The sequence below is a fragment of the Oscillatoria sp. FACHB-1406 genome, from assembly GCF_014698145.1.
Classification (GTDB): Bacteria; Cyanobacteriota; Cyanobacteriia; order Cyanobacteriales; family Spirulinaceae; genus FACHB-1406.
The window spans coordinates 119,323-144,186 of sequence record NZ_JACJSM010000012.1 but is presented as its reverse complement, the minus strand read 5'-3'; the positions used below and the strand labels follow the sequence as shown (position 1 = coordinate 144,186).

Sequence of the window (24,864 nt, the reverse complement as noted above, 5' to 3'; positions counted from 1 at the left end):
TCCCCGCCTTCTTTGAGCATAAGCGACCAAGCTACAAACGGTCTTGATTACCTAGGGTGGGACGGTCTACTTATCTACCTCTCAAGATACAAGGGTGGGCAGCGCCCACCAGCCTTTAGTCAGTGCCATCCATCTCTGGTTAAATTACAGATTGATTTAGACTTTGCTGTTCCCTTAGAGGGATTATCGAACGGCAGGCATTTCCTAAAATTCAGGGGGCGATCGCGGAACCGGAAATTAACCGTGCGGTTCGCCCACTTTCTCAACCCCCGTAATATTCGCGCTTTTAGGAGATTTTAAGATGGCTTCAACCCCCAATATTCCCGCTCAAAGCCAAGAAGCAATCAACGGTAGCGAGGCGGCAATGAACCCCCAGCCCCAGTACGATCGCGAAAATTATCGCGGTAGTGGCAAACTCAAGGGGAAAGTTGCTCTGATTACCGGCGGCGATAGCGGTATTGGGCGTTCGATTGCCGTCCTCTACGCCAAAGAAGGAGCCGATGTCGCGATTTCTTATCTCCATGAAGATGAAGATGCCCAGAAAACGAAGCATCTTGTCGAAGAACAAGGACGTAAATGTTTGTCAATTCCCGGCGATATTGGCAATGAACCCTTCTGTCAAAAGATGATTGAAACAGTCATTCAAGAATTTGGTCATCTCGATATTCTAGTTAACAATGCCGCCGAACAGCAGGAAGAAGAAGGGACGACACTCGAAAACGTTACGCCCGAAAGCTTGCATCATATCTTTTCGACTAACCTGTTTTCGATGTTCTACTTAATCAAAGCTGCCATTCCGCACTTTAAAGAAGGCAGTACGATTATTAATACCACTTCTGTTACCGCCTACGAAGGAAATGGCTTTTTGATCAGCTACTCGAGTACAAAAGGTGCAATTGTCGCGTTGACTCGTTCCCTCGCCGCACCGCTTCTGCAAAAGGGCATTCGTATCAACGCTGTCGCTCCCGGGCCGATTTGGACTCCGATGATTCCAGCCACCGCCAGTCCAGAAGAAATCGAAAGATTTGGCAAAAACGTCATGATGCAGCGTCCGGGACAGCCGGTGGAAGTGGCAACCTCCTATGTTTTCTTAGCATCGGAAGATTCCTCCTACTTTACAGGACAGGTTTTGCATCCCAACGGCGGTACAGTGATTAATGGTTAAAATCGAGGCGAGTTAATTGGGGTGGGGGCGAATGACTTTGGCTCGGTTTATTGAGCGATCGCATTGTCCTCACCAATTTGTCTGTTGCTCTTATTTTAGTGGTCTGCCTCTCCGTTCGCCTCAATCATCTTACAGTCCCGCTTAGTTGACGGCTCCTCGCCCTAAAGATGCGAGGATTCTTGGATCGTAGGGAGTCTAATAACTTTACCCTCACCAAAATTCACTGCGATGCGACCCACCGCTGTATGAGAAAATTCTTTCTGCTCCCTTGGAGCCAAAACTTTCCCAGGAAATTACGCCCATTGCGAGACAGGTTCCTCCGCTCTTGGCGCGAGTCTCTGACTGTGTGGCGGATGCCTTTATCCTACCATCAGGCATCCGCCCTAGAAGGGCGTAGCTCTGTATCCCATTATTTTCGGTCAGCGTCGGGAGTATGTCACCGGCAAGTCAATTCCGTAACGAATGGATAATGGACAAGCGATCGTTGATAATTGGGAAAATTGTTTGTAATTCATAGTTCAATGAAACAATCGCGATTTTTACCGTTTTTAGGCGCGCTGTTGCTGCTGAATGGAATGCCCGCACGATCTCAAGCACCTGCTGCTACCCAGCGTCCCGTCTTGCGAGTTCAGAGTCAAGGCGCTGATGTTAAAAACGTTCAAGCTGCGCTCCAACTTTTGGGATACTACACCGGTAGCGTTGATGGGATTTATGGCGAAAGCACCGTAATTGCAGTCTACCGCTTCCAACAAGCAGCCCAATTAAACGCGACAGGGATTGTTGATGCTACAACTTGGGCGGCTTTATTTCCGGCTGCAACCCAACCGACTCGCCCAACTTCTACCTCTCCTCAAACCGCAACCGCTCCCCCTATCCTCAAGCTCGGAGCGAATGGCCCTGCGGTAACTCTACTCCAACAACGGCTGAATGCTCTCGGCTTTCCGATCGCGATCGATCGCGTTTTCGGTCAGCAAACCCTTGAAGCCGTTATCGCCGCCCAGAAAAAATATAATATTACGCCGGATGGCATTGTCGGGCCGGCAACTTGGACGATTTTATTGCGGCGCTAATAATGCTTCAACGCTTTTTTATTGCGATCTTACCCCCCGAACCCCTTCGTCAGGAAATTGACGAAATTAAGCAGTATTTCGCGCGCGTTTATGAAAGCAGTGCTGCCTTAAAGTCGCCGCCCCATATCACCTTAAAACCGCCGTTTCAGTGGGAGATTGAAAATATCCCGCCCCTTGAAGATACGCTTCAAGAATTTGCCGCGCTTTACAGCAAGTTTTCGCTGGCGATTTCTGGGTTCGGCGCTTTTAAGCCGCGCGTTATTTTTCTGCATCCTCTCCCAAACTCCGAACTTTTAAATATTCAACAAGCGCTAGTTCTTCACTTAAGCCAGAAATTAGCCTTAAATGACCGCGAAACGCGCCCCTTTGCCCCTCACCTCACCGTTGCCTTCCGCGATTTGACTCCTGCTTCCTTTAAGCTCGCTTGGTCGGAATTAAAGGATCGCGCGATTGAATTCCAGTTTGAGGTTTCGGCTTTAACGCTTTTAATCCATACGGGAAAAAGATGGGAAATTCATCGAGAATTTCCCCTACAATTGAGAGCAAAATAATTTGAGGATCGAGCGAGTCAATGACAACGGATAAAGCTGATGTCATCGCAGCAAACGAAGCATTTTATCGTGCTTTTGAGAATAAGGACTTAGAAGCAATGGGTAAGGTCTGGTCGCAAGGAACGAGCATTACTTGCATCCATCCCGGCAGAAAAGCGATCGCGGGTTGGCAGAATGTTCGCAATTCTTGGCAGCGTATCTTAGCCGGTAGTAGCTATCTCAAGATCGAAGCTGAGACGATTTCGATTGAAGTTGAAGAAGACCTCGCTTACGTTGTTCTCGTCGAAAAAGTCCTACAAATTGTCGGCGGTCGCCGCTTTGAAGCTCAATCCTTAGCAACCAACATTTTTCGGAAGATGGCGCAGCAGTGGTATCTCGTTCACCATCACGGCAGTCCGTTGCGCTAATAAATGATGAGGGGTGAGGAGTGACTGTTAAAGTGCTGTCTTGCTCGATCGCCCTTAAAATCGTATGATTATTAAGAAATAATACATTTCTGTCGTACAAAGGTTAATTTAAAATGCCCTATACCGAAGAAGATGGCGGACGCTTAAACAATTTTGCGATCGAACCCAAAATGTATCAAGCCAAGGCCAGCAGTAAAACCGAACAGCGCAATACTCTCATCTTAGGGGCGGTCGGTTTAGTTTTAGTGGGCGGATTAATCGCTGTCGCTTTCTTAGCTTCAGCAGGAAGCTAATCCCGTTGGGGATCATTCAAGAGTTCCCAACCTCTTTGTAAGGGCGCTCGATTCGGAGACGCTCTCAGAGAGGACATTAGAGCCAGCACGATTCAAAATTCAAAGTTCAAACTTAATCAATGAAGGAAATTGAAAAAAGAGTGAGAGCGTGGCTGCTGTCGCTCGTTCTCGTAACCTGCCTTGGCTTAACCGGTTGTGTGACAGGGGTAAGCGGCCTGCAAAAATACGCCGATAACATTAAAGGCTATCAATTCTTGTACCCGAACGGCTGGGTTCCGGTAGAGGTACAAGGCGCTTCGGAAGGCGTGGATGTGGTATTTCGGGATATTATCGAGCGATCGGAAAATTTAAGTTTGATCGTTAGCGACATTCCCGAAGGTAAAACGCTGGAAAGCCTGGGAACGCCAACGGAGGTCGGATACCGCTTCCTCAAGCAAACCAATTCTACGGCTCCCCAAGGACGCACAACGGAGTTTTTGCGCGCCGGTTCCTACGAAGTCGATGCTAAACCTTATTACATTCTTGAATACGCCGTTGAGCTTCCGGATGCCCAGCAACGGCATAATATTGCAACGGTAGCGGTGAATCGCGGCAAACTTTATACCTTTAACCTTTCTGCGGCAGAAGAGCGTTGGGAGAACGTTAAAGAGCAGTTTGAAGCGAGCGCGAAGTCCTTCTCGGTGTATTAAGCGTTGAATTTGCGGAGTTACCAGTGCCAAAATTTGTTCTCGCTTCGGCTTCTCCGGCTCGCAAACAGTTGTTAGAACTGGCGGGAATCGTGCCGATTGTCTGCAAAAGCGACTTCGATGAGTCCCAAGTGCAATCGCGGGATCCGGTGGAGTTAGTCGAAGTCTTGGCGCGCTGCAAAGCGGAAACCGTCGCCCCCCAATTTGAAGAAGCTCTGATTTTGGGGTGCGATTCGGTTTTGGCGGTAGCCGGAGAAATTCACGGTAAGCCCGAATCGCCCGAGGAAGCGATCGCGCGCTGGCAGAAAATGCGCGGTACAGTGGGAACGCTCTATACCGGACACGCGCTGCTCGATTTGGCGCGGGGGCGGCAGATCGTGCGTTGTGGGATTACTCGCGTCCACTTCGCCGATATTAGCGATCGCGCCATTAAAGCTTACGTTGCCAGCGGCGAACCGCTCAACTGCGCCGGATGCTTCGCCCTCGATGGGAAGGGCGGGTTGTTCGTGGAGAAGCTAGAAGGCTGTCACAGCAACGTCATTGGTTTGAGTTTGCCCTTGCTGTATCGAATGCTGGGAGAGTTGGGGTACGACGCGATCGATTTTTGGCACGCAGTATAAAGAAAGGGCTTGTCCGGTTAGTGATGTCGAATTGAATATTTGATACACTTCAGAATGAACTTCACTGGGGACAAACCAATGTCAGCAAGCGACGAATTTCGGGAGCATTTAAGGGCGGGAAACTTTGTTGAAGCCATGAATTTGGCTCTCGGTCAAGCGATCGAACTCGAAATTACGACTTGGGTTCCTGGCGAAGATAGCATTTCTGGGGAGACAATCGATCCCGATCGCGCCCTGAAAACCCGCCTCAATATCGTCGATGGCGAAATCGACAACCAAGTCGGCGCGCAATTTATCGGCAATGGTCCCTATCGAGAACTGCGCGAATTTCATACCGAGCAAGTTCAGAGCGGACAGCAAATCATTCAGAAAAATCTCGAGAGCTTGCAACAAGTCTTCACAATCTTAACCGTCGCCTTAGCTCGACAACCTCAAGCCTCCCCCTCCTCCAATGCCCTCTTGCCTTCAGCATCCCCTCAAAAAAGCATAGAACATCGCGAAAAAACGTATTAATCTTGGGGAAAAGGAAAAAGCGACGGATGTTAGGAGGAAAGGACTGTGGCTTTAAGGGACGACTTCAAAGAAGCAATTAGAACGGGTAACGCTAGCGAAGCGCTACTGCTGGCGATGAGTGAGGCGCTCGAACTGAAAATTACGACCTGGGTTGCGCCGACGAACAGCCCGCACGACGCGATCGCGCCGCCGGGAGAGCGACTGCGAACGAAAATTAACTTAATCGAAGGTAAAATCGAACACGAAGTTGGCGATCGCTTCATCGGCTACGCCCCCTACCGAGAACTGCGCGACTATCACCAAGCGCAAGTGGCCCGAAGTCCGGAACTGATTCGCAACAACCTACAAAGTTTGCAAAAGCTCTTTGAGGTTTTGAACGCCCTCCGACAGCAAAACCAATCCCAGCAAAATCGAGACTCTCAGCAGCCCCTCCTCGAACTCTCGCTGCTGCCTCCCCTTGTCTCTCAACCCTCCCTCCCGCAGCCCGATCTCAGTCTGCCCTCTACCCCCGTTATTCCCTCTCTCAGACCGACTAGCACTCCTTTAACGCCCCTTCCGAGCTTAGAATCGCCCGTTCCCGCAGCCCCGGTAACACCGGAAGCAATTCCCGTTCCTCCCGCACCTGAAAAGCCCGTCTCTGACTTAGAGATTGAGGACTGGGAAGAAGCTGTGGGCATTCAAGTGACATCCCCTTTTCCAACTTCTGAAGCTCGCGCCGCGCTAGAAGATCGAGAACCCCAAAAATCCACTTCAGAATCGAGCAATCTTGAAAATCTAAGCGTTTTTCCATCCTCATTCCCTCCCCTCAGTGATGGAATTGTAACTTCATCACTGAGCGAAGAAGTTGCACCTGCGTCCCCGAAGGGAGCCGCAAAGCAGATTGTACCGACTGATTCAGCCCCCAACTCAGAGATGTTTTCAGACGCAGATTGGGCGGGAGTTAAGCAAGAACTCAGTCAGCTAGAAACGGGAACGCCAGTAACGCCGCTCCCAGAAGTTCGGGAGGAGCCAATCGCACAGCCCGTCTCTTCTCCCGCTAGCAGCCCTCCCGTTGCAAGTCCCAGCCCGAATTCGGAATTTTCTGAAGAAGATTGGGGTAAAGCAATAAAAACAGAAGCTTCCCCTCAGATTTCTACCCCGTCAAACAGTCGAGAGGAACTCATTAAGTTTACTGAAGAAACAGGCAGCAATGGGACAGCAGTAATTTCAAGCTTATCCAGCAGCAACCGATTAAATTCAACCTCGGATATGCGATTTAATGATGAGGAAGACTGGGGCGATGTCTCAGTGGAAGAAACCCTCGATCGCTCTCCCGTTCAACCGTTAGTTCGAGAAGAAGTTATTAATTTTAATGAAGAAGATTGGGGCGATGTCTTAGGAGGAGAAGCGCTCTCAAAACCAACAGTCCAAGAAGAAGTTATTAGCTTTGATGATGAGGAAGATTGGGGCGATGTCTTGGGGGGAGAGGCACTCTCAAAACCAACAGTCCAAGAAGAAGTTATTAGCTTTGATGATGAGGAAGATTGGGGCGATATTGCCTCGGAAGCGACAGAAATACAAACTCCAATTCAACGAGAGCGAGAAGAAATCATTGAGTTAGAGGATGAAGATTGGGGCGATATTGCCTCGGAAGCGACAGAAATACAAACGCCAATTCAGCTAGAGCGAGAAGAAATCATTGAGTTAGAGGATGAAGATTGGGGCGATATTGCCTCGGAAGCGACAGAAATACAAACGCCAATTCAGCTAGAGCGAGAAGAAATCATTGAGTTAGAGGATGAAGATTGGGGCGATATTGCCTCGGAAGCGACAGAAATACAAACGCCAATTCAGCTAGAGCGAGAAGAAATCATTGAGTTAGAGGATGAAGATTGGGGCGATATTGCTTCGGAAGCGACAGAAATACAAACTCCAATTCAACGAGAGCGAGAAGAAATCATTGAGTTGGACGATGAAGATTGGGGCGATATTGCTTCGGAAGCGACAGAAATACAAACTCCAATTCAACGAGAGCGAGAAGAAATCATTGAGTTAGAGGATGAAGATTGGGGCGATATTGCTTCGGAAGCGACAGAAATACAAACTCCAATTCAACGAGAGCGAGAAGAAATCATTGAGTTGGACGATGAAGATTGGGGCGATATTGACGCGGAAGATACTATGCTTGAAATCTCGATGCCTTCCTCAAGACCAGAGGACGCGCTCGACTTCGAGGATGAAGATTGGGACGATTTAACGAGTGAAAATGGACAATCGGAGCGCTTAGAAATAGCGGATAATTCCGATGATAGCTGGCTAGATGGTCTTTACGATGAAGAAGTCCCGGAAATAAACTCTGGTTTGAATGCAACCACGGCTAATGAACTTTTAGCAGCAGATTGGGTTGATGAAGAGGAAGAGAAAGCTTGGGATTCGGAAACAACAATGCTTAGCGATCTCGTTCCCGATATCCATTTTGAGGATGACGATTGGGGAGAGTATAGCGAGGATGATTTAGACGCAGATCCGAGCGTTCCAGACTTGCGAACAGTCAGTTTTCCGAATCGCGAGCCAAACTTAGAGAGTAATGGGAGCGAGTTGGGTTCGGGAGAAGTGAGTTCGCAACCGGAGCAGTTAGAGCTAAGAACGGAAAATTTAATCTTTGAAACTGGATTCGATGAGGATGATGAAAACTGGGTCGGGCTAACGGAGGATACTTTAACGGGTCGTCCAGATGGAGCTTCGAGGGAATTTATTAATCCTGAAGCGGAAGATTGGAGGACGGATTGGTTGGCGGAAACGCAGACTTCAGACTTAACCGGTTCTAATGCAAGTGCGGGAAGCACGAGTAGCGATGATGAATGGGAAGAGTTTGAATCATTGGATCCCTTTGCTAATCCGCTTGAACCCGAGTCGTTGCTATCGGATGTCGAATTAGAGGAAGATTGGGATGACTTTGCGGCAGAGGAACTAGAACCTTATCCTAATGCGACGCTTTTAAGTGTCGATGAAAGTGTTCTGGAAGCGTTTGACCTCGGTACTGAGGAGGGGGAAGATATCGATGAGACTCCTCCGCTACCGAATACTACTCCAGAAAACGGCAAAATGCCCCCTTCGGAGAATCAATCTTAAAGGAAGATCGCTGACTTTAAGACTGAGGAAGCAGCGCCCACGTATTTTAAGTCAATGTCATTTAATTAAGAGGTGTTTAATGGAGAGATCGTCAGTTCGAGAAAGGAAGGTGTTGTGAGCAGACAAAATGCGCCATCGCGCAACTTACAGCGGAAAGGGGGCGGTGTGGAACGAAAGTCCGCCCGCACAACGGAAACGAACAATCGGTATTCCCCCAAGGAGATGTTAAATATTGCCCGTCTTGAAGGGCAAGTTAATAGTTTTGTCGAGTCGTTAGGCGATACTTTGCTCGAAATTACTGCTTTGGAAGTGAATACGATGATTGTCGATCGCATTACGGCGGATAAGTTTATTCCCTGGGATGCGTACCGGGCGCTTTATGGGATCGATCGCGCGTACTTAGAGCAAAATTCTATCCACGAATCGTTACGCGATCGCTATTTGGAGTTACGCCGCCATTTAGAACTTAATTATGCCTTGGCGCTAGCAAATCCCGATTCCGCTTTGTACGATCCCGCTCGACTCGGTTCCCCAGATAGCAATCGCATTCTCACCGATACCGATTTTGAGATTAACGAACACAATACGCAATTGCCTAATCCTTTCAAGCGTACTTCTGGCGATGATTTGCTTGATGTGCAACGCCTTCTGTGCGATCTTCGTTTCCTTCGCAGTTTGCGAAAACTTAAGGAGTTGAAAGCAGCCCTCGATAATCGCAATGCAATGCTGTTGAAAGTTGATGCAGCTTATCCGGGAAATGCAGCGGCGGTGATTGCTAAAGCGGTTAAAACCGACACGATTTACGCTCAAACTATCGTTCAACTTGATGGGGAGATTATTAACCGCTACAGTGAAATGGTTATCGATCATCCTCATCAAGATTTGCTACTAAAAATTCACCACGAAAATGTTGCCGCTAGCGAACGTCAATGGCGGGGACTGTTGGGTTTTGCGATCGATATTGCGCGCAAAGCTTTAAGGAAATGATGAGTTATGAGTTATGAGTTATGAATGATGAGTTATGAATGATGAAGGAGGGATAAATTACGAACTACGAATTACGAATTACGAATTACGAATTACGAATTACGAATTACGAATTACGAATTACGAATTACGAATTACGAATTACGAATTACGAACTACGAACTACGAATTACGAATTACGAACTACGAATTATTGATGAATTTTGAATTTTGAAATATCCCGTTTCTTACATCCGCATCGACCGAGAAAAGATATCCCCTCAACAAATTATCTTTCATGGGATTGAGTTTCGCCTCGATCGCGATCTCCTCGAGCGCATTCAAGTCGCTCGCTCTCAAGGCAAAATCTTAAAATTTTCCTCGGAAATGTTGACAGATTTGCGACATTATGCTTTATTTAGCGATGCGATCGCGTTTTCAACGTTTTATCAAGACGGCGAGAGCGAAGAGAGGGTGGTTCGCAGTCACATTTCCTTCGACGGCGCGATCGCTTGCCAAATCTGCAACGATTACTTGCAGGATGAAAGGCTGATTTTGAGCTTGACCGCTACTCACCATTGGTTAATTCAGCAAATTTTGCGAGGACTTCACCTCGAGACAAAACGCAGAGTTGAATGGCTGGCGTGGGTTTTAGCGGCGGTTATCGTCGGCGCGATCGCGCTTTGGCAGTGGTCGCGTTTTCCCATCGGGGATCCTGTGACTTGGGTGGTTGCTTTCGGTACAATTTGGCTTCTCCACTTTCCCATCGCGCTACTACTGGGCAAATCGCGTGCGATCCTGCGCCGCTGGTTCTGGTATCATCTCCTGTTCGGTCGCTTTTCTAGGAACGATCGCCAACGTCACCGAGCGCTAAGCGCGATCGAAACGCTGCGAGCGACACAACGATAAAAAGGGATTAGAATTGGACTTGCAACGTAGCAAGACGACGACCGCGCGCAACGGTGAGTAACATTCCTTCCGGTTCTTGCGCGATAAAGTCTACTAATTCGTCAACGCTGCGTAGGGGATAGCGATTAATCGCAACGATGCGATCGCCGGGACGCAAACCCATACGTTGCGCCAGAGAATTGCGTTCGATGCTTTGAATCACTAAATTCTCGCCAACCTCAACCCCCAAACGCGGGCGTTCTGCGGTGGGTGCGCTGGGCGTTCGCTGTCCGGACGCGATCGCATTCCGGGAACGCGCGATAAACTGTTTGACAGCATCGGCGCTCGTCGCAAAGCCGATCCCAATATTACCCCGACCGCCGGGGCTTAAAATGGCTTTATTAACCCCAATTAGCTCGCCTCGGGAGTTGAGTAACGGACCGCCAGAATTGCCGGGATTGATCGCCGCATCAGTTTGGAGGTCGCCGTTTTCGGCGATGCGGCTGAGGATGCCGGTGGTGAGGGTTCCCGACAGTCCAAAAGGGCTACCGATCGCGTAAACTTCTTGTCCGACGCGGATACTGCTACCGCTAGCAAGACTGAGGACGGGTAAACGTTCTGAGGATTGTAGCTGGACTAAGGCGAGGTCGTTAGCGCGATCGACTGCCAGGACTTGTCCGGAGTAGCGTTTGCCATTCGACGCGATCGCATCCACTCTACCCCCTCTCGCGCCCCGAATCACGTGCTCGTTAGTTAAAACCAAGCCATTCGCCTCAATAATGCTGCCCGAACCCGAATTTCTGCCCACATCCAAAGTTACAACGGCCGAACTCGCCCGCTGATAGAGATCGATGCGAACTTGTTCTTCGGGATTATAGGGTTCTGCGGCTACAGCGCGAGGAACTTCTAGCAAGACTGGAGCCGCAGCCATGCACGCAGAGATGGTGCAAGCAATCAACCGTTCGGGTTTCATAGCGTTACAAGAGTCGCGTCTGAGTGTCGATTATACCGTTCATTTTAGCTTGTTCTCCAGCGACGGCAAATAGAGCGTTTGTGTTCCAAGAGCGGTTTGGTTAGCAAGCATTGGCGGCTTGTCGTAAGCTCGTGTTACAATCATATTAGCTGTCAAGCGGGACTTGAGTGCGACTTCCGAACCTTGCCTCTGGAGCAAAATAACGCTCGTCGTGCCGCCACTTCCCTTGGCAGCCCTTTCAAAAGATTCAAAATCCCGTTTAAATGCTGAATTCTCGATCGCAACCGATCGCGATCGCCTCAGAACGAGATCGCTGGTCGAGTCGAATTGAAACCGTCGCTCGCGAAGATTTAGTCCTCTTTATTAATGCTTGTCTCGCTTGTACGGGACAGCAAGAGTTTTACAGCGAAGCCTTCGGACAAGGCGTATCGATCGACTTTCTCCACGACTATATTTTAGGCAACTATCGCCTCCTCTACACGCGCTCCCTCGCTGCTGGAATCAATCATTTCAACACCGCAGAAATGATTCTCAAACTCTTAGCAACCGGCAAAGCCGTATCGCCCGAACATCGCGCCGAAGAAGGGGCTTTAATTGCCGCATCATTGAATCGTTTGCCGCCCCAACGCGCCTGGAAAGTCTTAGAACAATTGAAAGTTCGAGGTATTAATAATCGCCGCAGTCGCGCGATCGCGCGGGACTACCTCCGCCACTGCAAACATATCGAGTTCCAAGCCGTTAAATATCGCTCCAAAGTTCGCGCGATCGCGTCTCACGCCCACCTCACATTACCCGGAGAACTCGGTAACTTTCTGTTCCGAAACTGGCAGCAACGCAGCTACGAAACGCCTCTCTTCGAGCAATTTCGCCAAGCGCATTATAGCGCCGAAGCCATCTATTCCCTCCCCTTCACCATCGCCGAAGGTCTCGCCACCAAACATCGCATCCCGCGCCCCCTCTTCCTCGAACGCATCCAAGCCCAGATGACAGAAGGAGAAAGATTGCGCCTCCAACAAACCGCCGCGCGCCTCCCCAAAGTCGAAATCGCTGTCGATTGGGAAAACCTGCCCCTGACTCGCCTCGCACTCTACATCCTCTCCTTACCGCCGGAAAAACGAGAGGTGCGCTTCGAGGTAGCATTAATCCAAGCTGCCCAAAAACTCCTCGCCGCTGCCCCTTTCAAATTAGGCAAAGTCGCCGCCGTTCTCGATTGTAGCTATTCCACCTCCGGTTCCTCGGAAAAGCGCCGCCGTCCTCTCGGCGTTGCCCTCGCCAGCCATTACCTTTTGCAAGCTGCTGCAAGTGAATATCGCGCCTTCTGGACGATACCGCAGACAAACCCCCTAACCGTGCGCCCGCGCGGTCAAACCGACCTCGCCACGCCACTCCTAGACGCGCTAGACTGGGGAGCCGAACTCATCGTTATTCTTTCCGATGGCTGCGAAAACGATCCCCCCCAAGGCGCGGCGGAAGTGCTGCGCGTTTATCGCCACAAACTGGATCCAGAGCGTCATACTTCAATCGTACAGTGCAATCCAGTCTTTGATGGCGAAGATTTTTCCTTGCGATCGCTCCATCCGAGTATTCCCACCGTCGGTTTGCGCGATGCTGAAGATTTGCCCGCTATGTTGAATTTTGCCCGGTTTGCCGAAGGTTCTGCCAGCTTGAGGGAGTTGGAAGATTATCTCGCTGGGAGAGTTCGGCAATTGTTAAAGGCTTAGCATCTTCTTCTATGGAGTAATAAAGCGGCATGACAACTAAAGCCCCCCTCCTCGAAACCCTTACTCTCCACGGCATCAAAATTGCCCCTTCCCAAACCTGCGGTTCTCTGCGTTTGGTGCCACTCCTCCGCACTCAAACACGGGGCGATTTACGCTTATTTCGTCGCAGTTATTCGGAGAAAGTTACAGCAGTGACGCTCGAAAATCATCCCCGTAAACCCAATTTGGAATATATCTCCTATATTCCGCACGGTTTAGTTTTAAATTGGACGGAAGATGGTTCCGCGATCTCGAGTTATGGGGGACAATTCATTAAGGATGGAGAACGCCTCGGTCAGACCGTTCGCATTCTCCATCGCATGGTAAAACGCGAGGACAAAAATCAACTGCGATTGTTACCACTCCATTTAGCGATGGAAGGGTTTTTAGCCCTGTATTTTTCAGGCCCGGAAATTGCTTGGCAGGAATATTCTCGACAGTTGCTTGCAGAAGGCTTAAATCCGCGTTGGGAAATTTCCTATCAAGGGCGCAGCATTCCGGGATTCGATCGCGCGTTACGGTTGTTCGAGATTCACGAAGGACAGGTCGGCGTATTAATTTTTGTCGCCGAAACCCTCGCTTCTGCCTTCATCGTGCCTACCCCCGAAGATTATCGCGCGCTGCACGAAAGTTTATTGGAAGATTTCTACGGCGAGTTGATTTTTCAGTATGGATTGCTGTATGAAACGACGTATCCAATGGCGACCGAGGTTCGGGATGAAGAGGTGGAGAATCTCGGAGATTTGCGAAGCGCGATCGCGAAAATGCGAGAAGAATGGGCGCACTTCCAAGGATTTATGGCAAGCGATCTCTTAGGTCGTGCTGTCAAATCTCAGCGAATTTATACAACAGATTGTTTCACGCTTCAGCGCTTTATCACCGATCTCAACCCGAAAGCAGAAAATCATACCGGCGAAGCCATTATTCGAGCGACAGGAGAGATAGAATATCTAAAAACTTATCGTCTTTCGGTCGCACAAACAAAGCGAGTTTATTTATTAAGTCAGTTGGCAAAGCACGAATGGAACTTGGCAGCAACGGCAAATTCTTTAAAGATAACAGAGGAAGAATTAGTCGATCGATTCGAGCGGGTTGGATTTAGCTACTTACTTAAACAAAATGTTAGAGAACGCGCTAGAAAAGAGCGTAAGAAAAACTCAAAATTCCCCTATCGCTAATGCCAAATTTATAGCCATCACCAAGGCAGTTATACCAGATTGATGGGTCGCTGCATAGAATGAAAAGTAGTGCCGTGACACACCTTAAATGAGGCTTTAGAAAAACTCTTGAAACCCGATCGAGTAAGCAATAGAACGAGAAACCTATCGCACAGTTTTAGCTGTGTCACGGCAGTAGGGTGTGTTAGCGAAGCGTAACGCACCGCTATCCTGAGAATTTAGGAGAGTTGATTCTAGGCAACGTAATCCTAAATTGGTATTAGGTCAAATTTTGGTAGGGGCGAATGCCATTTGCCCGATTTTCTACCGAATAATAGCCCTAAAAATTAATGCTGTACTGTTTTCGAGAAAAGATTAAGTACAACAACGCCCGCAACAATTAAACCCATCCCAACTACTGCTGCTGCATCGAGCGTTTGATGATAGAGAAATAAGCCCACTAAGGAAACTAAAATAATGCCAGCGCCCGCCCAAATCGCGTAAGCAATGCCAAGGGGAATGGAACGCAGGGTTAACGAGAGAAAGTAAAATGCTGAAGTGTAACCGCCGATGACCAAAATTGAAGGGACGATATTGGTAAATCCTTTAGCGGCTTTGAGTGCGGAAGTCGCGATAACTTCGGAGACGATCGCGATCGCCAGATACAACCAATCCATAACAATCCAGAATCAGAATAACCGGGCTAAAACACCCGGTTACGTTCCATCTTAGAGCTTAACTTCGATATCGACACCAGCGGGTAAATCGAGCTTCATCAAAGCGTCGATTGTCTTAGAAGAAGGCTGATAAATATCGATAATGCGGCGGTGGGTGCGGGTTTCAAAATGCTCGCGCGAGTCCTTATCGACGTGGGGCGATCGCAGGACGCAATAAACGCGGCGCTTCGTCGGTAAAGGAATCGGGCCAATTGCAGTCGCATTGGTGCGATTAGCCGTATCGACGATCTTTTCACAAGAAGTATCGAGCAAGCGGCGATCGAAAGCTTTCAGGCGGATGCGAATTTTTTGCTGTTGAATCGTAGCCATATTCTGATTGTCAAGGTTCGGATAAAGAAAAAGACGAGGCTTGTTAGCCCCTTAACTACCATATCAGAGAAAAGAGCAGAGAAGCCGAACTTCCCTGCTCTTTCCTAAAACGTTACAACGTTATTTGAGAATTTTCGCAACGACACCCGCACCGATGGTACGACCGCCTTCACGAATTGCGAAGCGCATCCCTTGTTCGATCGCGATCGGGTTGATCAACTGAATGGTCATCTTCACGCGGTCTCCCGGCATCACCATTTCAGCAGCGCTGCCATCGTCGGCAGTGAACGCATCGATCGTTCCGGTTACGTCGGTCGTCCGCACGTAGAACTGAGGGCGATATCCGGGGAAGAACGGCGTATGGCGGCCGCCTTCTTCCTTCTTCAGCACGTACACTTCCGACTCAAACTGAGTGTGAGGCGTAATCGAACCGGGTTTCGCCAACACCATTCCGCGTTCGATATCGCCTTTGTTGATACCGCGAAGCAGCAAGCCGACGTTATCGCCTGCCATCCCTTCATCGAGAACCTTTTGGAACATTTCCACGCCCGTCACCGTGTGGCTGCGGGTGTCTTTAATGCCGACGAGTTCGACATTTTCGCTGACTTTGACTTTACCGCGCTCGATCCGTCCAGTCGCAACCGTACCGCGACCCGTAATCGAGAATACGTCTTCCACCGCCATCAAGAAAGGCTTATCGACATCGCGTTCGGGCGTGGGGATGTATTCATCGACCGCATCCATCAGTTCGTAAATCTTATCAACCCACTCATTTTGCCCGCGCTCCGTCTTCGGCTCCTTAACCATCGCTTCAAGCGCCATCAGAGCCGAGCCTGCAACGATGGGAATGTCATCGCCGGGGAAATCGTAGTCACTGAGCAGTTCGCGCACTTCCAACTCAACCAACTCGAGCAGTTCCTCGTCGTCCACCATATCCTTTTTATTAAGGAATACCACCAGGCTGGGAACGCCAACCTGCTTTGCAAGCAGGATATGTTCTCGCGTTTGGGGCATCGGACCGTCGGCTGCCGATACGACTAGGATCGCGCCGTCCATTTGAGCCGCACCCGTGATCATATTCTTCACATAGTCGGCGTGACCGGGACAATCGACGTGAGCGTAGTGACGATTTTCCGTTTCGTACTCGACGTGAGCGGTGTTAATCGTAATCCCCCGCGCTTTTTCTTCAGGAGCAGCATCGATATCGTCGTACTTCCGGGCTTTCGCTTTACCCGACGCAGCTAAGGTCATGGTAATCGCTGCGGTCAAGGTGGTTTTGCCGTGGTCTACGTGACCGATAGTGCCGATGTTGACGTGGGGTTTAGTCCGTTCAAACTTTGCGCGTGCCATGAATTAATACGTTCCTTATCTTTTTAACTTAAGCGTTCCATAGTTTCGCTCCGTCTAAATTACGGAGCTATCGGGGGCGGCGTACCCGTAATGGCTGCCCGTAATTGCCGCCCTTAAACGTTTCAATCCCAATCTTGCTGGAGTTATTCAGCAAGATTGGAGGTTAGGTTGGGCTACGATCCTTTGCTTTTAGCAATAATCGCTTCAGCAACGTGACGAGGTACTTCCTCGTAGTGGCTGAACTCCATTGAGAAGATGCCCCGACCTTGGGTTTTCGAGCGGATGTCGGTTGCGTAACCGAACATTTCTGCCAAAGGCACTTTAGCAGATACTTTAGAAATGCCTGCTTCTGCATTCATCCCTTCAACTTGACCCCGGCGAGAGTTGAGATCTCCGATGACATCACCGACAAAGTTTTCGGGAACTTCAACCTCAACTTTCATGACCGGCTCGAGCAGAGCGGGCGATGCTTTCTCTACGGCATTGCGAATTCCCATCGAACCGGCAATTTTGAAAGCCATTTCAGAAGAGTCTACATCGTGGTAAGACCCATCAACTAAGGTAACTTTCAAATCGATCAGGGGATATCCTGCTAGGATACCGGATTCGCAAGATTCTTTGATCCCTTGTTCGACGGCTGGGACGTATTCCTTGGGAATCGAACCGCCGACGATCTTCGAGACGAATTCAAAACCGCTACCCACTTCGCCCGGTTCGATGTCGAGGACGACGTGACCGTATTGTCCTTTACCACCGCTTTGACGGATGAATTTGCCTTCAGCGTGGGAGGGACGGCGGATGGTTTCGCGGTAAGCCACTTGGGGCTGACCGACGTTTGCTTCGACTTTGTATTCGCGCAACATCCGATCGACGAGAATTTCGAGGTGCAACTCGCCCATCCCGGCAATTACGGTTTGGTTGGTTTCGGGATCGACGCTGACGCGGAAAGTCGGGTCTTCGTCAGACAGGGCTTGCAAGGCTTTGGAGAGTTTCTCCATGTCTTGCTTGGTCTTGGGTTCGACCGCAACGGAAATGACGGGTTCGGGAATGAAGAGCGATTCGAGGATGATGGGGTTATTGTCGTCGCAAAGGGTATCGCCAGTGATAGTATCTTTGAGACCGATCGCGGCTCCTAAATCCCCCGCACGCAACTCGTCCACTTCGATGCGCTCGTTGGATTTCAAAACGATCAAGCGAGAAATCCGCTCTTTTTTATCCTTGGTAGCGTTGTAGGCATAGCTGCCTTTTTGCAGTACGCCGGAGTACACGCGCAAGAAGGTGAGGCGACCGTAGGGGTCGGCCATGATTTTGAAGGCGAGCGCGGCGAAGGGTTCGTCGTCGCTTGCAGTGCGCGTACCTTCGGTACCGTCGGGCAGCACGCCTCTAATAGCACGAACGTCGATGGGCGCAGGCATATAATCGACCACGGCATCGAGAAGCTGTTGCACGCCTTTGTTTTTAAAGGCTGAGCCGCACAAAACGGGAACGATGGTGCCTTCAATCGTACCTTTGCGTAAAGCGGTAGCGATTTCTTCTTCGCTGAGGTCTTCTTCGAGGAGGAATTTTTCGATCAGTTCTTCATCGGTTTCAGCGACGGATTCAACCAGCTTGGCGCGATATTCCTGCGCGAGTTCGGCTACGTCTTCGGGGATATCGACTTCTTCGATTTCCGTTCCCATGTCGTTAGAGTAAACGTGGGCGCGCATTTTGACGAGATCGACCAGCCCTCGGAATTCGCTCTCTGCTCCGATGGGGATTTGGATGGCTACGGCGTTCGCTCTCAGGCGATCGCGCAGTTGGTCGTAGACTTTATAGAAGTTCGCGCCGGTGCGATCCATTTTGTTAATGAACGCAATGCGAGGCACTTCGTAGCGATCGGCTTGCCGCCAGACGGTTTCGGACTGGGGCTGAACTCCTCCCACGGAGCAGAATACGGCGATTACGCCATCCAGGACTCGCATCGAGCGCTCGACCTCAATGGTGAAGTCTACGTGACCGGGCGTGTCGATGATGTTAATTTTGTGGTCGCGCCAACTGGTGCTGATAGCGGCAGCGGTGATGGTGATGCCGCGCTCTCGCTCTTGTTCCATCCAGTCGGTGACGGCGGTTCCGTCGTGGACTTCGCCGATTTTATGAACGATTCCCGAGTAAAACAGAATGCGTTCGGTGGTTGTTGTTTTGCCCGCGTCTATGTGCGCCGCGATTCCAATGTTGCGAACTCTCTCCAGGGGGATGGTTCGTGCCACAGCTACCTCCTTGGTCTTGGCGAGCAACGAATTGAGAGTGCGTTACCCGCTTGTTTACACTATTTACAATTTTATAACTTTTTTTAACACTTCTGGCAGCAATTCTTGACAATTTTGCCTTCTGAGCCGCTAAAAATGTGGATCGGCGGAGCGAGAAATTCGCGATCGCCGATCTTGACTTAGGTTCGGTTACTCATTCCCAACCGTTTTAATAGCGGTAGTGGGCGAAGGCTTTATTGGCTTCTGCCATGCGATGAGTTTCTTCGCGCTTGCGAATTGCGCCGCCCGTTTCGTTAGCCGCATCCATGATTTCGTTGGCGAGTTTCATCGCCATCGTGCGCCCGGAACGGTTGCGGGAGTAGTTGGTCAGCCAGCGCAGAGCGAGGGTCGTGCCGCGATTGGGCCGCACTTCCATCGGCACTTGATAGGTCGCACCGCCGACCCGCCGTGCTTTAACTTCTACTAAGGGCGTGAGGTTGCGAATTGCTCTTTCAAAGACTTCTAACGGCTCGGCTCCGCTGTTGCGTTCGGAGATGATTTTCAGTGCGTCGTAAACAATCGATAGGGCTACCGATTTCTTTCCGTGACGCATGATATGCCGCACGGTCATTTCGATCAGGCGGCTATTATAAACCGGATCGGGGACGATGGGACGTTTCTTTACTACCGTGCGACGAGACATGATTTATGACAATCCTTTAATTTCAATGCTATAAATACAAAACATTAAATCTCGGGCGATACGCTCGCGATCGCGCCGGACGGAACCCCGATTATTTCGGACGTTTCGTACCGTACTTGGAGCGTCCTTGACGGCGGTCTTTAACACCCGTTGCGTCGAGCGTACCGCGAATGATGTGATAGCGAACGCCGGGTAAATCTTTCACCCGACCGCCTCGAATCAAAACGACGGAGTGTTCTTGCAGGTTGTGACCGATCCCCGGAATATAAGCAGTGACTTCAAAGCCGGAGTTCAAACGCACCCGAGCCACTTTACGCAGGGCAGAGTTGGGCTTTTTCGGGGTGGTGGTGTACACTCTCGTACAAACGCCCCGACGTTGGGGACATTCTTTGAGGGCGGGCGATTTAGTTTTCTTTTTAACTTCAGAGCGTTCTGTCCGAATAAGTTGCTGAATCGTTGGCATGAGTTACGGTTTCAACCGATGGATTGCGACTGTTGAATGCGGGACTGCACTATTGCCGTCCTCAGTCTGTCCCCGGGCGAACGGCGACACACAGGTTTATCATTTTAACGGAGGAGGGGAATCTCTGTCAATCTTTACCCGTAGAGAAAGCAGACTAACATAACGCCCACCTCAGATCGAGGCTAATTCGGCTGAAAAGGAATAACCGCAACTGCAAGGGGAGAGAACGTTGGGATTTTGGAAGCGAAATCCGCCTCCCATCAAGTCTTCGGAGTAGTCGAGTTTCAGTCCGTGGAGATAGTCGTGACTTTGTTCCTCGACGGCGACAGCAATTCCTTGGCTGACGTAACAGCGATCGCTCGCTTCCGGCTCGGAAGTCAACTCCAAAACATAATATAAACCCGCACAGCCGCCGCTTTTAACTGCAAGGCGAAGGCAAGTGTCGGGTTTAGCGTTGCTCGCTTGCAAGCGTCGAACTTCTCGGGCGGCAGCTTGAGTTAGATTAACCATGAGTTGGCGGGGGAACGTCCCTAGGGCGAGTTCTCAGTTCGGACGCTCTCTGGAGCCAGAACCGAGCGTTCCTTTAGTTTAACCGCGCGAGTAGTCATCTTGGAAACGAATGATGTCATCTTCACCCAAGTATTCGCCGTTTTGGACTTCAATTAAGATCAGATCGATTACGCCGGGATTTTCGAGGCGGTGCGACGTACACTGAGGGACGTAAGTCGATTGGTTTTGAGTCAAAATTTCTTCTTTGTCGCCACAACTCACTTTCGCCGTACCGGAGACGACAATCCAGTGTTCGCTGCGGTGATGGTGCATTTGCAGGCTGAGGCGATGTCCCGGCTTGACTTCGATGCGCTTGATTTTGTAGCCTTTGCCTTCTTCAAGGACGGTGTAGCGACCCCAAGGGCGAGTATCGGATAAAATCGAGGAACTGGATGCCGGAAGGGAAAAAGTTACTGCTTGTGTTTCTTCGATTAACTGAACCATAATGTCTGTCACTCCAAAAAAATAACTTTTGCTAGATCGTAACTGGCATCTTCAACCCGAACTGGCTTCTTGACTTCCTGACCGGTAATTTGCCCGCCTGAGTTCAACAATAACAAATCAGCCCGAGCCTCTGTCATCCGTAAATTCCGAAGCAAGCTATTGCTTTATCAAGTCTTTATCGGGGTTGACTCTTCTTCACGCTAGCTTTAAAAGCGCGATCGCGGTAACATTCAAAAACCTCGATCGGCGAGTATAAATACTTAACAACCGAGACGAATGGAAAGAATATCTGTTTTAGCACTCGATGTAGGAACCAAGCGAATCGGCGTAGCGGGGTGCGATGGTTTGGGCTTATTTGCGACAGGATTGACGACGATAAAACGAACCTCTTTCGTGCGAGATATAGAACAGTTGCAACACTTGGTCAAAGAACGACAAGCAACACAATTACTCGTCGGTTTGCCCTATACCACGACAGGAGAGTTAAGCAAGCAAGCGCGACAAATCCAAAAATTTGCCCAGAAAGTGGGGGCGGCGTTGCAATTGCCGGTGGAATACATCGACGAGCGCTTAACTTCGGTGGAAGCAGAAGAGCGGATGATTGCTCAAAATCTTTCTCCGTCGCGCCAAAAAGCAACGGTAGACCGAATTGCAGCCGCCATTATTTTACAACAATGGCTCGACGAACGGCGGCGATCTCTAGAACGGGCAAAGGCGGACATTTGATTGACTTGCGCGCCAAAGACTGTCCACCCCATTTGTAGAGACGTTGTATCCAACGTCTCTACAATTATCGAGACAAAGTTTATCTCTTCAAAATTGCTTCGCCGCGACGATATAGCTCTCGCGCGTATTCAGTCCAGGTTCCCTGTCCCCAATAACGGAAACAACTGGTTTCTAACAGCAGTAGATAAAGTAATGCCTCCCGATACTCCCGCGTCTCGATAACAGCAGAATTTTCTTGTACCAAGCGATCGTATTTCGCGTGAAACATCGCGCTCAATTGATTCATCGGTTCGAGGACATTTTCATAACCCCTGACCCAACTTAAATCGTTTGTCCAAGATGCGCCATCCATATGAAACTGAAAATCGCTGGCTTTTAAATCTTGAATTGTTTTTTCGACAGTTTCCGGCGTAGCACTATCGGCATCGATGCGCTCCCATATTTTGTGCTGTCCCACGGCTTGACAAACTGGATAATCTTCAGGATTAACACCGGCTGCTTCAAGCAATTCTAAATATTCGGTTCCGTTAAAACCAACAATATTGCCATTATTTTTTATGTCGTACCACACGGGCGAAAAATCGCGAGGAAATTCGTTCATCATCACGCCGCCATTCTCGCCATCAGCAATTTGAGTCACGCAACAAGGTACTTCAATATCGCCAATTTTCTGCCGTCCTCTGCTTTTCGCTTCGTGGTAAGGCTGCATTTGAGCGACCAATTTTGTATCAGAACCTTGGGTTTTAATTAACGCTGTGATGCTAATTATTTCGCCGTTGCTGTTACGCGCGATTAAACGATTAGGAATATATTTGTCGTCGTGCCACAGCCCAGAACCATCGGGACGTTCGACGGAATGTTCTTGGACTAATAACCAGCGATAGCCGCAATCTTTCAGTGCTTTAATATATTGGTAGAGGGTATCGGGATGGTTGGGCAGGTGCATTTCTGGCGGCGAGAATCCTTTCACCCGTTCTAATGCTTTTTGCCAAAAATTGACGCAAAATGATGCTGCCATGCTTGAATGTGTAACTTTAAATCGGGAATGGGAGTGGAAGGAACAACAGCATGACTCCACATCGTTCCCAACCATTCAACGTAGGGTTGATAAGCACTGTCGCACGTCAATTTTTTGAGATTATCGAGAATATCGTTGCGCCCCATTTGCTGCAATCCCCACAATAAGTTTCCGGAGTAGTCCAGCATGATGCGAGGGTTGCAACCATTAGCGACTAATTCGGGGATAAAATCGCCCATGCGACTGTAGCACCAAGCAAATACTCCAGCGTTGTGATTGTCGCCTTCGCCTTGATGCTCGAACATATATTGCAAGTTGCAAATGAGTTCGCCATTATGTCCCGTCGGAATGGTGGGTTGGTGCATATGTAAGGCACAGGCGAACCCCGCTTGAATCCTGTCGAGGTTGAGGTTACTTTGGGGTAGAAAAACGGGCAAGTTGCGATCGCGAATTGCAGGGATTTCTGCTGTGGAGGCGGTAAGAGGAGGTAAAGAGATTTGAGCGGTTTCGGCGAGCATGGAGGGCCTCTTAGGTACGATTAACGAAGTTAGCCGATCCTAATTTAATATGACATCGAACCGATTCGCTCGTCCTCAATAACTCTTATTAAGGGGGAGTTCCCTCCACCAATTGAGAGCGAGAAATGCTATAGATTCTGACAGAGTGTTATTAAGGTTTCAACGGGTGCGTTGGGGGCAAGGAAGGAAAAAAGATGTTTGTAGCGCAGTTTTCCTTGGCGATCTAAAATAAATTGGGCGGGCAAAGGCGCGCCTAATGCTTGTCCGACTTGATAAGTCCGAAAAACATCGCAACTTGGATTGCTTAAGAGGGGCATTTTTAAGCCTAAATCTCGAACGACTTGGCGACTTTGGGGCGTATCAGTACTGGTTATCATGAGGACTTCTACGCCGAGTTCCGAAAATCGCTCGTAATTATCGTTCAGTTCGATAATGTGGGGATAGCAGAGGGGACAATATTGCTTTTCGGTGAAGATGCGAGTAAAGGCTAAAACAATGGGCTGTTTACCTCGATAATCGGAGAGGCGAACGGTGCTTTGATTGGTGATATCCGGTAACAACAAATCTGGGGCATTTTGTCCGATCGCGAGCGAACTTGTTGCAGGAATGGGAAAGAAGTTACGGGCAAAGCGAGCGTTGAATAAGCCGCGAAAGTCGAGCGAAGTCAGCATAATCGGGACGAATAAATTTGAGGGAGGTCGAGAAATTTGGCAGTAGTTTGAAGGTTCCGAAAGCTTTCAAAATTGGAGCATTCTACAGTTTTGAAGTTTCCGATCCGATCGCCAAATTTCTCCGAGTTAACGCTTTAGACCGCAGCGAAATAGACTTTTGATTTTTTAGGATCGGGAACCATCGTCTTGTCGCCTTCTTGCCAACCCGCAGGGCAGACTTCATCGGGGTGAGACTGAACGTATTGGATTGCCTTGAGAGTACGCAAGGTTTCATCTACGCTGCGTCCGAAGGAGAGGTTGTTGATGGTGGCGTGTTGAACGATGCCTTCTTTGTCGATAATGAAGAGTCCGCGCAGGGCAACACCCGCCTCTGGATCTAAGACGTTGTAAGCGGTGCTAATTTCTTTTTTGATGTCGGAGACGAGGGGATAATCAATATCGCCAATTCCGCCTTGTTTGCGGTCGGTTTGAATCCAAGCGAGGTGAGAAAATTCGCTGTCTACCGATACGCCGAGGATTTTGGTATTGAGGCTGTCGAACTCTTCGGTGCGATCGCTAAATGCGATAATTTCTGTCGGGCAAACGAAGGTAAAGTCGAGGGGATAGAAGAATAAAATGACGTATTTGCCGCGATAGTCCGAAAGCTTGAGGGTTTTGAATTCTTGGTCGCTAACCGCAGTAGCGGTAAAATCGGGGGCTGCTTGCCCAACGCGCAAAAATCCTTCCATCAGAATCGAGTCTCCTTAAATAGGTTTGATGTTAATTGCGTTCGGACGAGGAGAACGTCGCACGGTCAGTACGTGCGTTCTTGTTTAAGACCGAACTTTTAGTTAAGAACTGTTACAACTATACTCTAATCTAGCATCTAGGGTGGAGTGTGGCGCGGGGTAGCGACGTTTTCCTCGACTTCGCGCGATCGCGGTTGCCTCCGGTGTCAGTCCCCCCAAATTCACAACGCCCTCGTGCAACTCGAACTGCCAATTGCTAGAGT

26 protein-coding genes and 1 pseudogene are annotated in these 24,864 nt (G+C 49.5%); 14 read left to right on the top strand and 13 right to left on the bottom strand.

The window, feature by feature from the left end; all coding sequences use genetic code 11:
- Positions 1–301 precede the first annotated feature (301 nt).
- The 11 genes from H6G50_RS13815 to H6G50_RS13765 all read left to right on the top strand — a co-directional run bounded on the left by H6G50_RS13815 (position 302) and on the right by H6G50_RS13765 (position 10,291).
- On the top strand, positions 302–1,165 hold the full coding sequence (locus H6G50_RS13815; RefSeq protein WP_190717181.1) for an SDR family oxidoreductase: 864 nt from the start codon (positions 302–304) through the stop codon (positions 1,163–1,165).
- Positions 1,166–1,686: 521 nt separating this feature from the next.
- Positions 1,687–2,235: a peptidoglycan-binding protein gene (locus H6G50_RS13810; RefSeq protein WP_190717179.1), complete on the top strand. Its 549-nt coding sequence runs from the start codon at positions 1,687–1,689 to the stop codon at positions 2,233–2,235.
- Between the two features lie 2 nt (positions 2,236–2,237).
- On the top strand, positions 2,238–2,786 hold the full coding sequence (locus tag H6G50_RS13805) for a 2'-5' RNA ligase family protein (protein ID WP_190717177.1): 549 nt from the start codon (positions 2,238–2,240) through the stop codon (positions 2,784–2,786).
- Positions 2,787–2,806: 20 nt separating this feature from the next.
- Positions 2,807–3,193 carry a nuclear transport factor 2 family protein gene (locus H6G50_RS13800; protein WP_190717175.1) on the top strand — a complete coding sequence of 129 codons (387 nt, stop codon included), beginning with the start codon at positions 2,807–2,809 and terminating at the stop codon, positions 3,191–3,193.
- A 113-nt stretch (positions 3,194–3,306) separates the two neighbouring features.
- Positions 3,307–3,486, top strand: a complete 180-nt coding sequence (locus H6G50_RS13795; protein ID WP_190717173.1) for a ssl1498 family light-harvesting-like protein — start codon at positions 3,307–3,309, stop codon at positions 3,484–3,486.
- Positions 3,487–3,605: 119 nt separating this feature from the next.
- A complete protein-coding gene (psbP, locus tag H6G50_RS13790) occupies positions 3,606–4,175 on the top strand; it encodes a photosystem II reaction center PsbP (protein WP_190717171.1) in 570 nt (189 codons plus the stop codon).
- Between the two features lie 23 nt (positions 4,176–4,198).
- Positions 4,199–4,792 (top strand): Maf family nucleotide pyrophosphatase, encoded by a 594-nt coding sequence (locus tag H6G50_RS13785; RefSeq protein WP_190717169.1) that lies wholly within the window; start codon positions 4,199–4,201, stop codon positions 4,790–4,792.
- A 78-nt stretch (positions 4,793–4,870) separates the two neighbouring features.
- Complete coding sequence (locus H6G50_RS13780; protein WP_190717167.1) at positions 4,871–5,305, top strand: hypothetical protein; 435 nt, start codon at positions 4,871–4,873, stop codon at positions 5,303–5,305.
- A 45-nt stretch (positions 5,306–5,350) separates the two neighbouring features.
- Positions 5,351–8,416 (top strand): hypothetical protein, encoded by a 3,066-nt coding sequence (locus tag H6G50_RS13775; protein WP_190717165.1) that lies wholly within the window; start codon positions 5,351–5,353, stop codon positions 8,414–8,416.
- A 114-nt stretch (positions 8,417–8,530) separates the two neighbouring features.
- The gene (locus H6G50_RS13770) at positions 8,531–9,403 is read left to right on the top strand and encodes a hypothetical protein (RefSeq protein WP_347239934.1); all 873 of its coding nucleotides are present in this window, start codon (positions 8,531–8,533) and stop codon (positions 9,401–9,403) included.
- 210 nt (positions 9,404–9,613) lie between these two features.
- Positions 9,614–10,291, top strand: a complete 678-nt coding sequence (locus H6G50_RS13765) for a hypothetical protein (protein WP_190717163.1) — start codon at positions 9,614–9,616, stop codon at positions 10,289–10,291.
- 7 nt (positions 10,292–10,298) lie between these two features.
- On the opposite strand, the gene H6G50_RS13760 is transcribed toward H6G50_RS13765, so the two are convergent.
- The gene (locus H6G50_RS13760) at positions 10,299–11,243 is read right to left on the bottom strand and encodes a trypsin-like peptidase domain-containing protein (protein WP_190717161.1); all 945 of its coding nucleotides are present in this window, start codon (positions 11,241–11,243) and stop codon (positions 10,299–10,301) included.
- A 263-nt stretch (positions 11,244–11,506) separates the two neighbouring features.
- Between H6G50_RS13760 and H6G50_RS13755 the strand changes: the two genes are divergently transcribed.
- Both H6G50_RS13755 and H6G50_RS13750 read left to right on the top strand, forming a co-directional pair.
- Entirely contained in the window at positions 11,507–12,964 is a 1,458-nt protein-coding gene (locus tag H6G50_RS13755; RefSeq protein ID WP_190717159.1) for a hypothetical protein, read from the top strand.
- Between the two features lie 29 nt (positions 12,965–12,993).
- Positions 12,994–14,181, top strand: coding sequence for a hypothetical protein (locus H6G50_RS13750; RefSeq protein WP_190717157.1), 1,188 nt, complete (start codon positions 12,994–12,996; stop codon positions 14,179–14,181).
- A 326-nt stretch (positions 14,182–14,507) separates the two neighbouring features.
- Here H6G50_RS13750 and H6G50_RS13745 read toward each other — a convergent pair whose 3' ends face one another.
- From H6G50_RS13745 to H6G50_RS24435, 9 genes are all read right to left on the bottom strand, one after another.
- The gene (locus H6G50_RS13745) at positions 14,508–14,837 is read right to left on the bottom strand and encodes a multidrug efflux SMR transporter (protein WP_190717155.1); all 330 of its coding nucleotides are present in this window, start codon (positions 14,835–14,837) and stop codon (positions 14,508–14,510) included.
- A 51-nt stretch (positions 14,838–14,888) separates the two neighbouring features.
- Positions 14,889–15,197 carry a 30S ribosomal protein S10 gene (gene rpsJ, locus H6G50_RS13740; protein ID WP_347239935.1) on the bottom strand — a complete coding sequence of 103 codons (309 nt, stop codon included), beginning with the start codon at positions 15,195–15,197 and terminating at the stop codon, positions 14,889–14,891.
- Positions 15,198–15,326: 129 nt separating this feature from the next.
- On the bottom strand, positions 15,327–16,556 hold the full coding sequence (tuf, locus tag H6G50_RS13735; RefSeq protein WP_190717152.1) for an elongation factor Tu: 1,230 nt from the start codon (positions 16,554–16,556) through the stop codon (positions 15,327–15,329).
- Between the two features lie 173 nt (positions 16,557–16,729).
- A complete protein-coding gene (gene fusA / locus H6G50_RS13730; RefSeq protein WP_190717150.1) occupies positions 16,730–18,802 on the bottom strand; it encodes an elongation factor G in 2,073 nt (690 codons plus the stop codon).
- A 208-nt stretch (positions 18,803–19,010) separates the two neighbouring features.
- Positions 19,011–19,484, bottom strand: coding sequence for a 30S ribosomal protein S7 (gene rpsG, locus H6G50_RS13725; protein WP_190717148.1), 474 nt, complete (start codon positions 19,482–19,484; stop codon positions 19,011–19,013).
- Positions 19,485–19,575: 91 nt separating this feature from the next.
- On the bottom strand, positions 19,576–19,947 hold the full coding sequence (gene rpsL / locus H6G50_RS13720; protein ID WP_190717146.1) for a 30S ribosomal protein S12: 372 nt from the start codon (positions 19,945–19,947) through the stop codon (positions 19,576–19,578).
- Between the two features lie 171 nt (positions 19,948–20,118).
- Positions 20,119–20,457 carry an iron-sulfur cluster assembly accessory protein gene (locus H6G50_RS13715; protein WP_190717144.1) on the bottom strand — a complete coding sequence of 113 codons (339 nt, stop codon included), beginning with the start codon at positions 20,455–20,457 and terminating at the stop codon, positions 20,119–20,121.
- Between the two features lie 78 nt (positions 20,458–20,535).
- Entirely contained in the window at positions 20,536–20,940 is a 405-nt protein-coding gene (locus tag H6G50_RS13710) for a cupin domain-containing protein (RefSeq protein WP_190717141.1), read from the bottom strand.
- A gap of 8 nt (positions 20,941–20,948) precedes the next feature.
- Entirely contained in the window at positions 20,949–21,077 is a 129-nt protein-coding gene (locus H6G50_RS24435) for a hypothetical protein (protein ID WP_277882692.1), read from the bottom strand.
- Positions 21,078–21,216: 139 nt separating this feature from the next.
- Here H6G50_RS24435 and ruvX point away from each other — a divergent pair, with 139 nt between their 5' ends.
- On the top strand, positions 21,217–21,666 hold the full coding sequence (ruvX, locus tag H6G50_RS13705) for a Holliday junction resolvase RuvX (RefSeq protein WP_190717139.1): 450 nt from the start codon (positions 21,217–21,219) through the stop codon (positions 21,664–21,666).
- Positions 21,667–21,745: 79 nt separating this feature from the next.
- On the opposite strand, the pseudogene H6G50_RS13700 reads toward ruvX, so the two are convergent.
- From H6G50_RS13700 to H6G50_RS13690, 3 genes and pseudogenes are all read right to left on the bottom strand, one after another.
- Positions 21,746–23,202 (bottom strand): annotated as a pseudogene (locus tag H6G50_RS13700) (glycosyl hydrolase family 57).
- A gap of 128 nt (positions 23,203–23,330) precedes the next feature.
- The gene (locus H6G50_RS13695; RefSeq protein WP_190717138.1) at positions 23,331–23,873 is read right to left on the bottom strand and encodes a redoxin domain-containing protein; all 543 of its coding nucleotides are present in this window, start codon (positions 23,871–23,873) and stop codon (positions 23,331–23,333) included.
- A 134-nt stretch (positions 23,874–24,007) separates the two neighbouring features.
- Entirely contained in the window at positions 24,008–24,601 is a 594-nt protein-coding gene (locus tag H6G50_RS13690) for a peroxiredoxin (protein WP_199302926.1), read from the bottom strand.
- Positions 24,602–24,864: the final 263 nt, after the last annotated feature.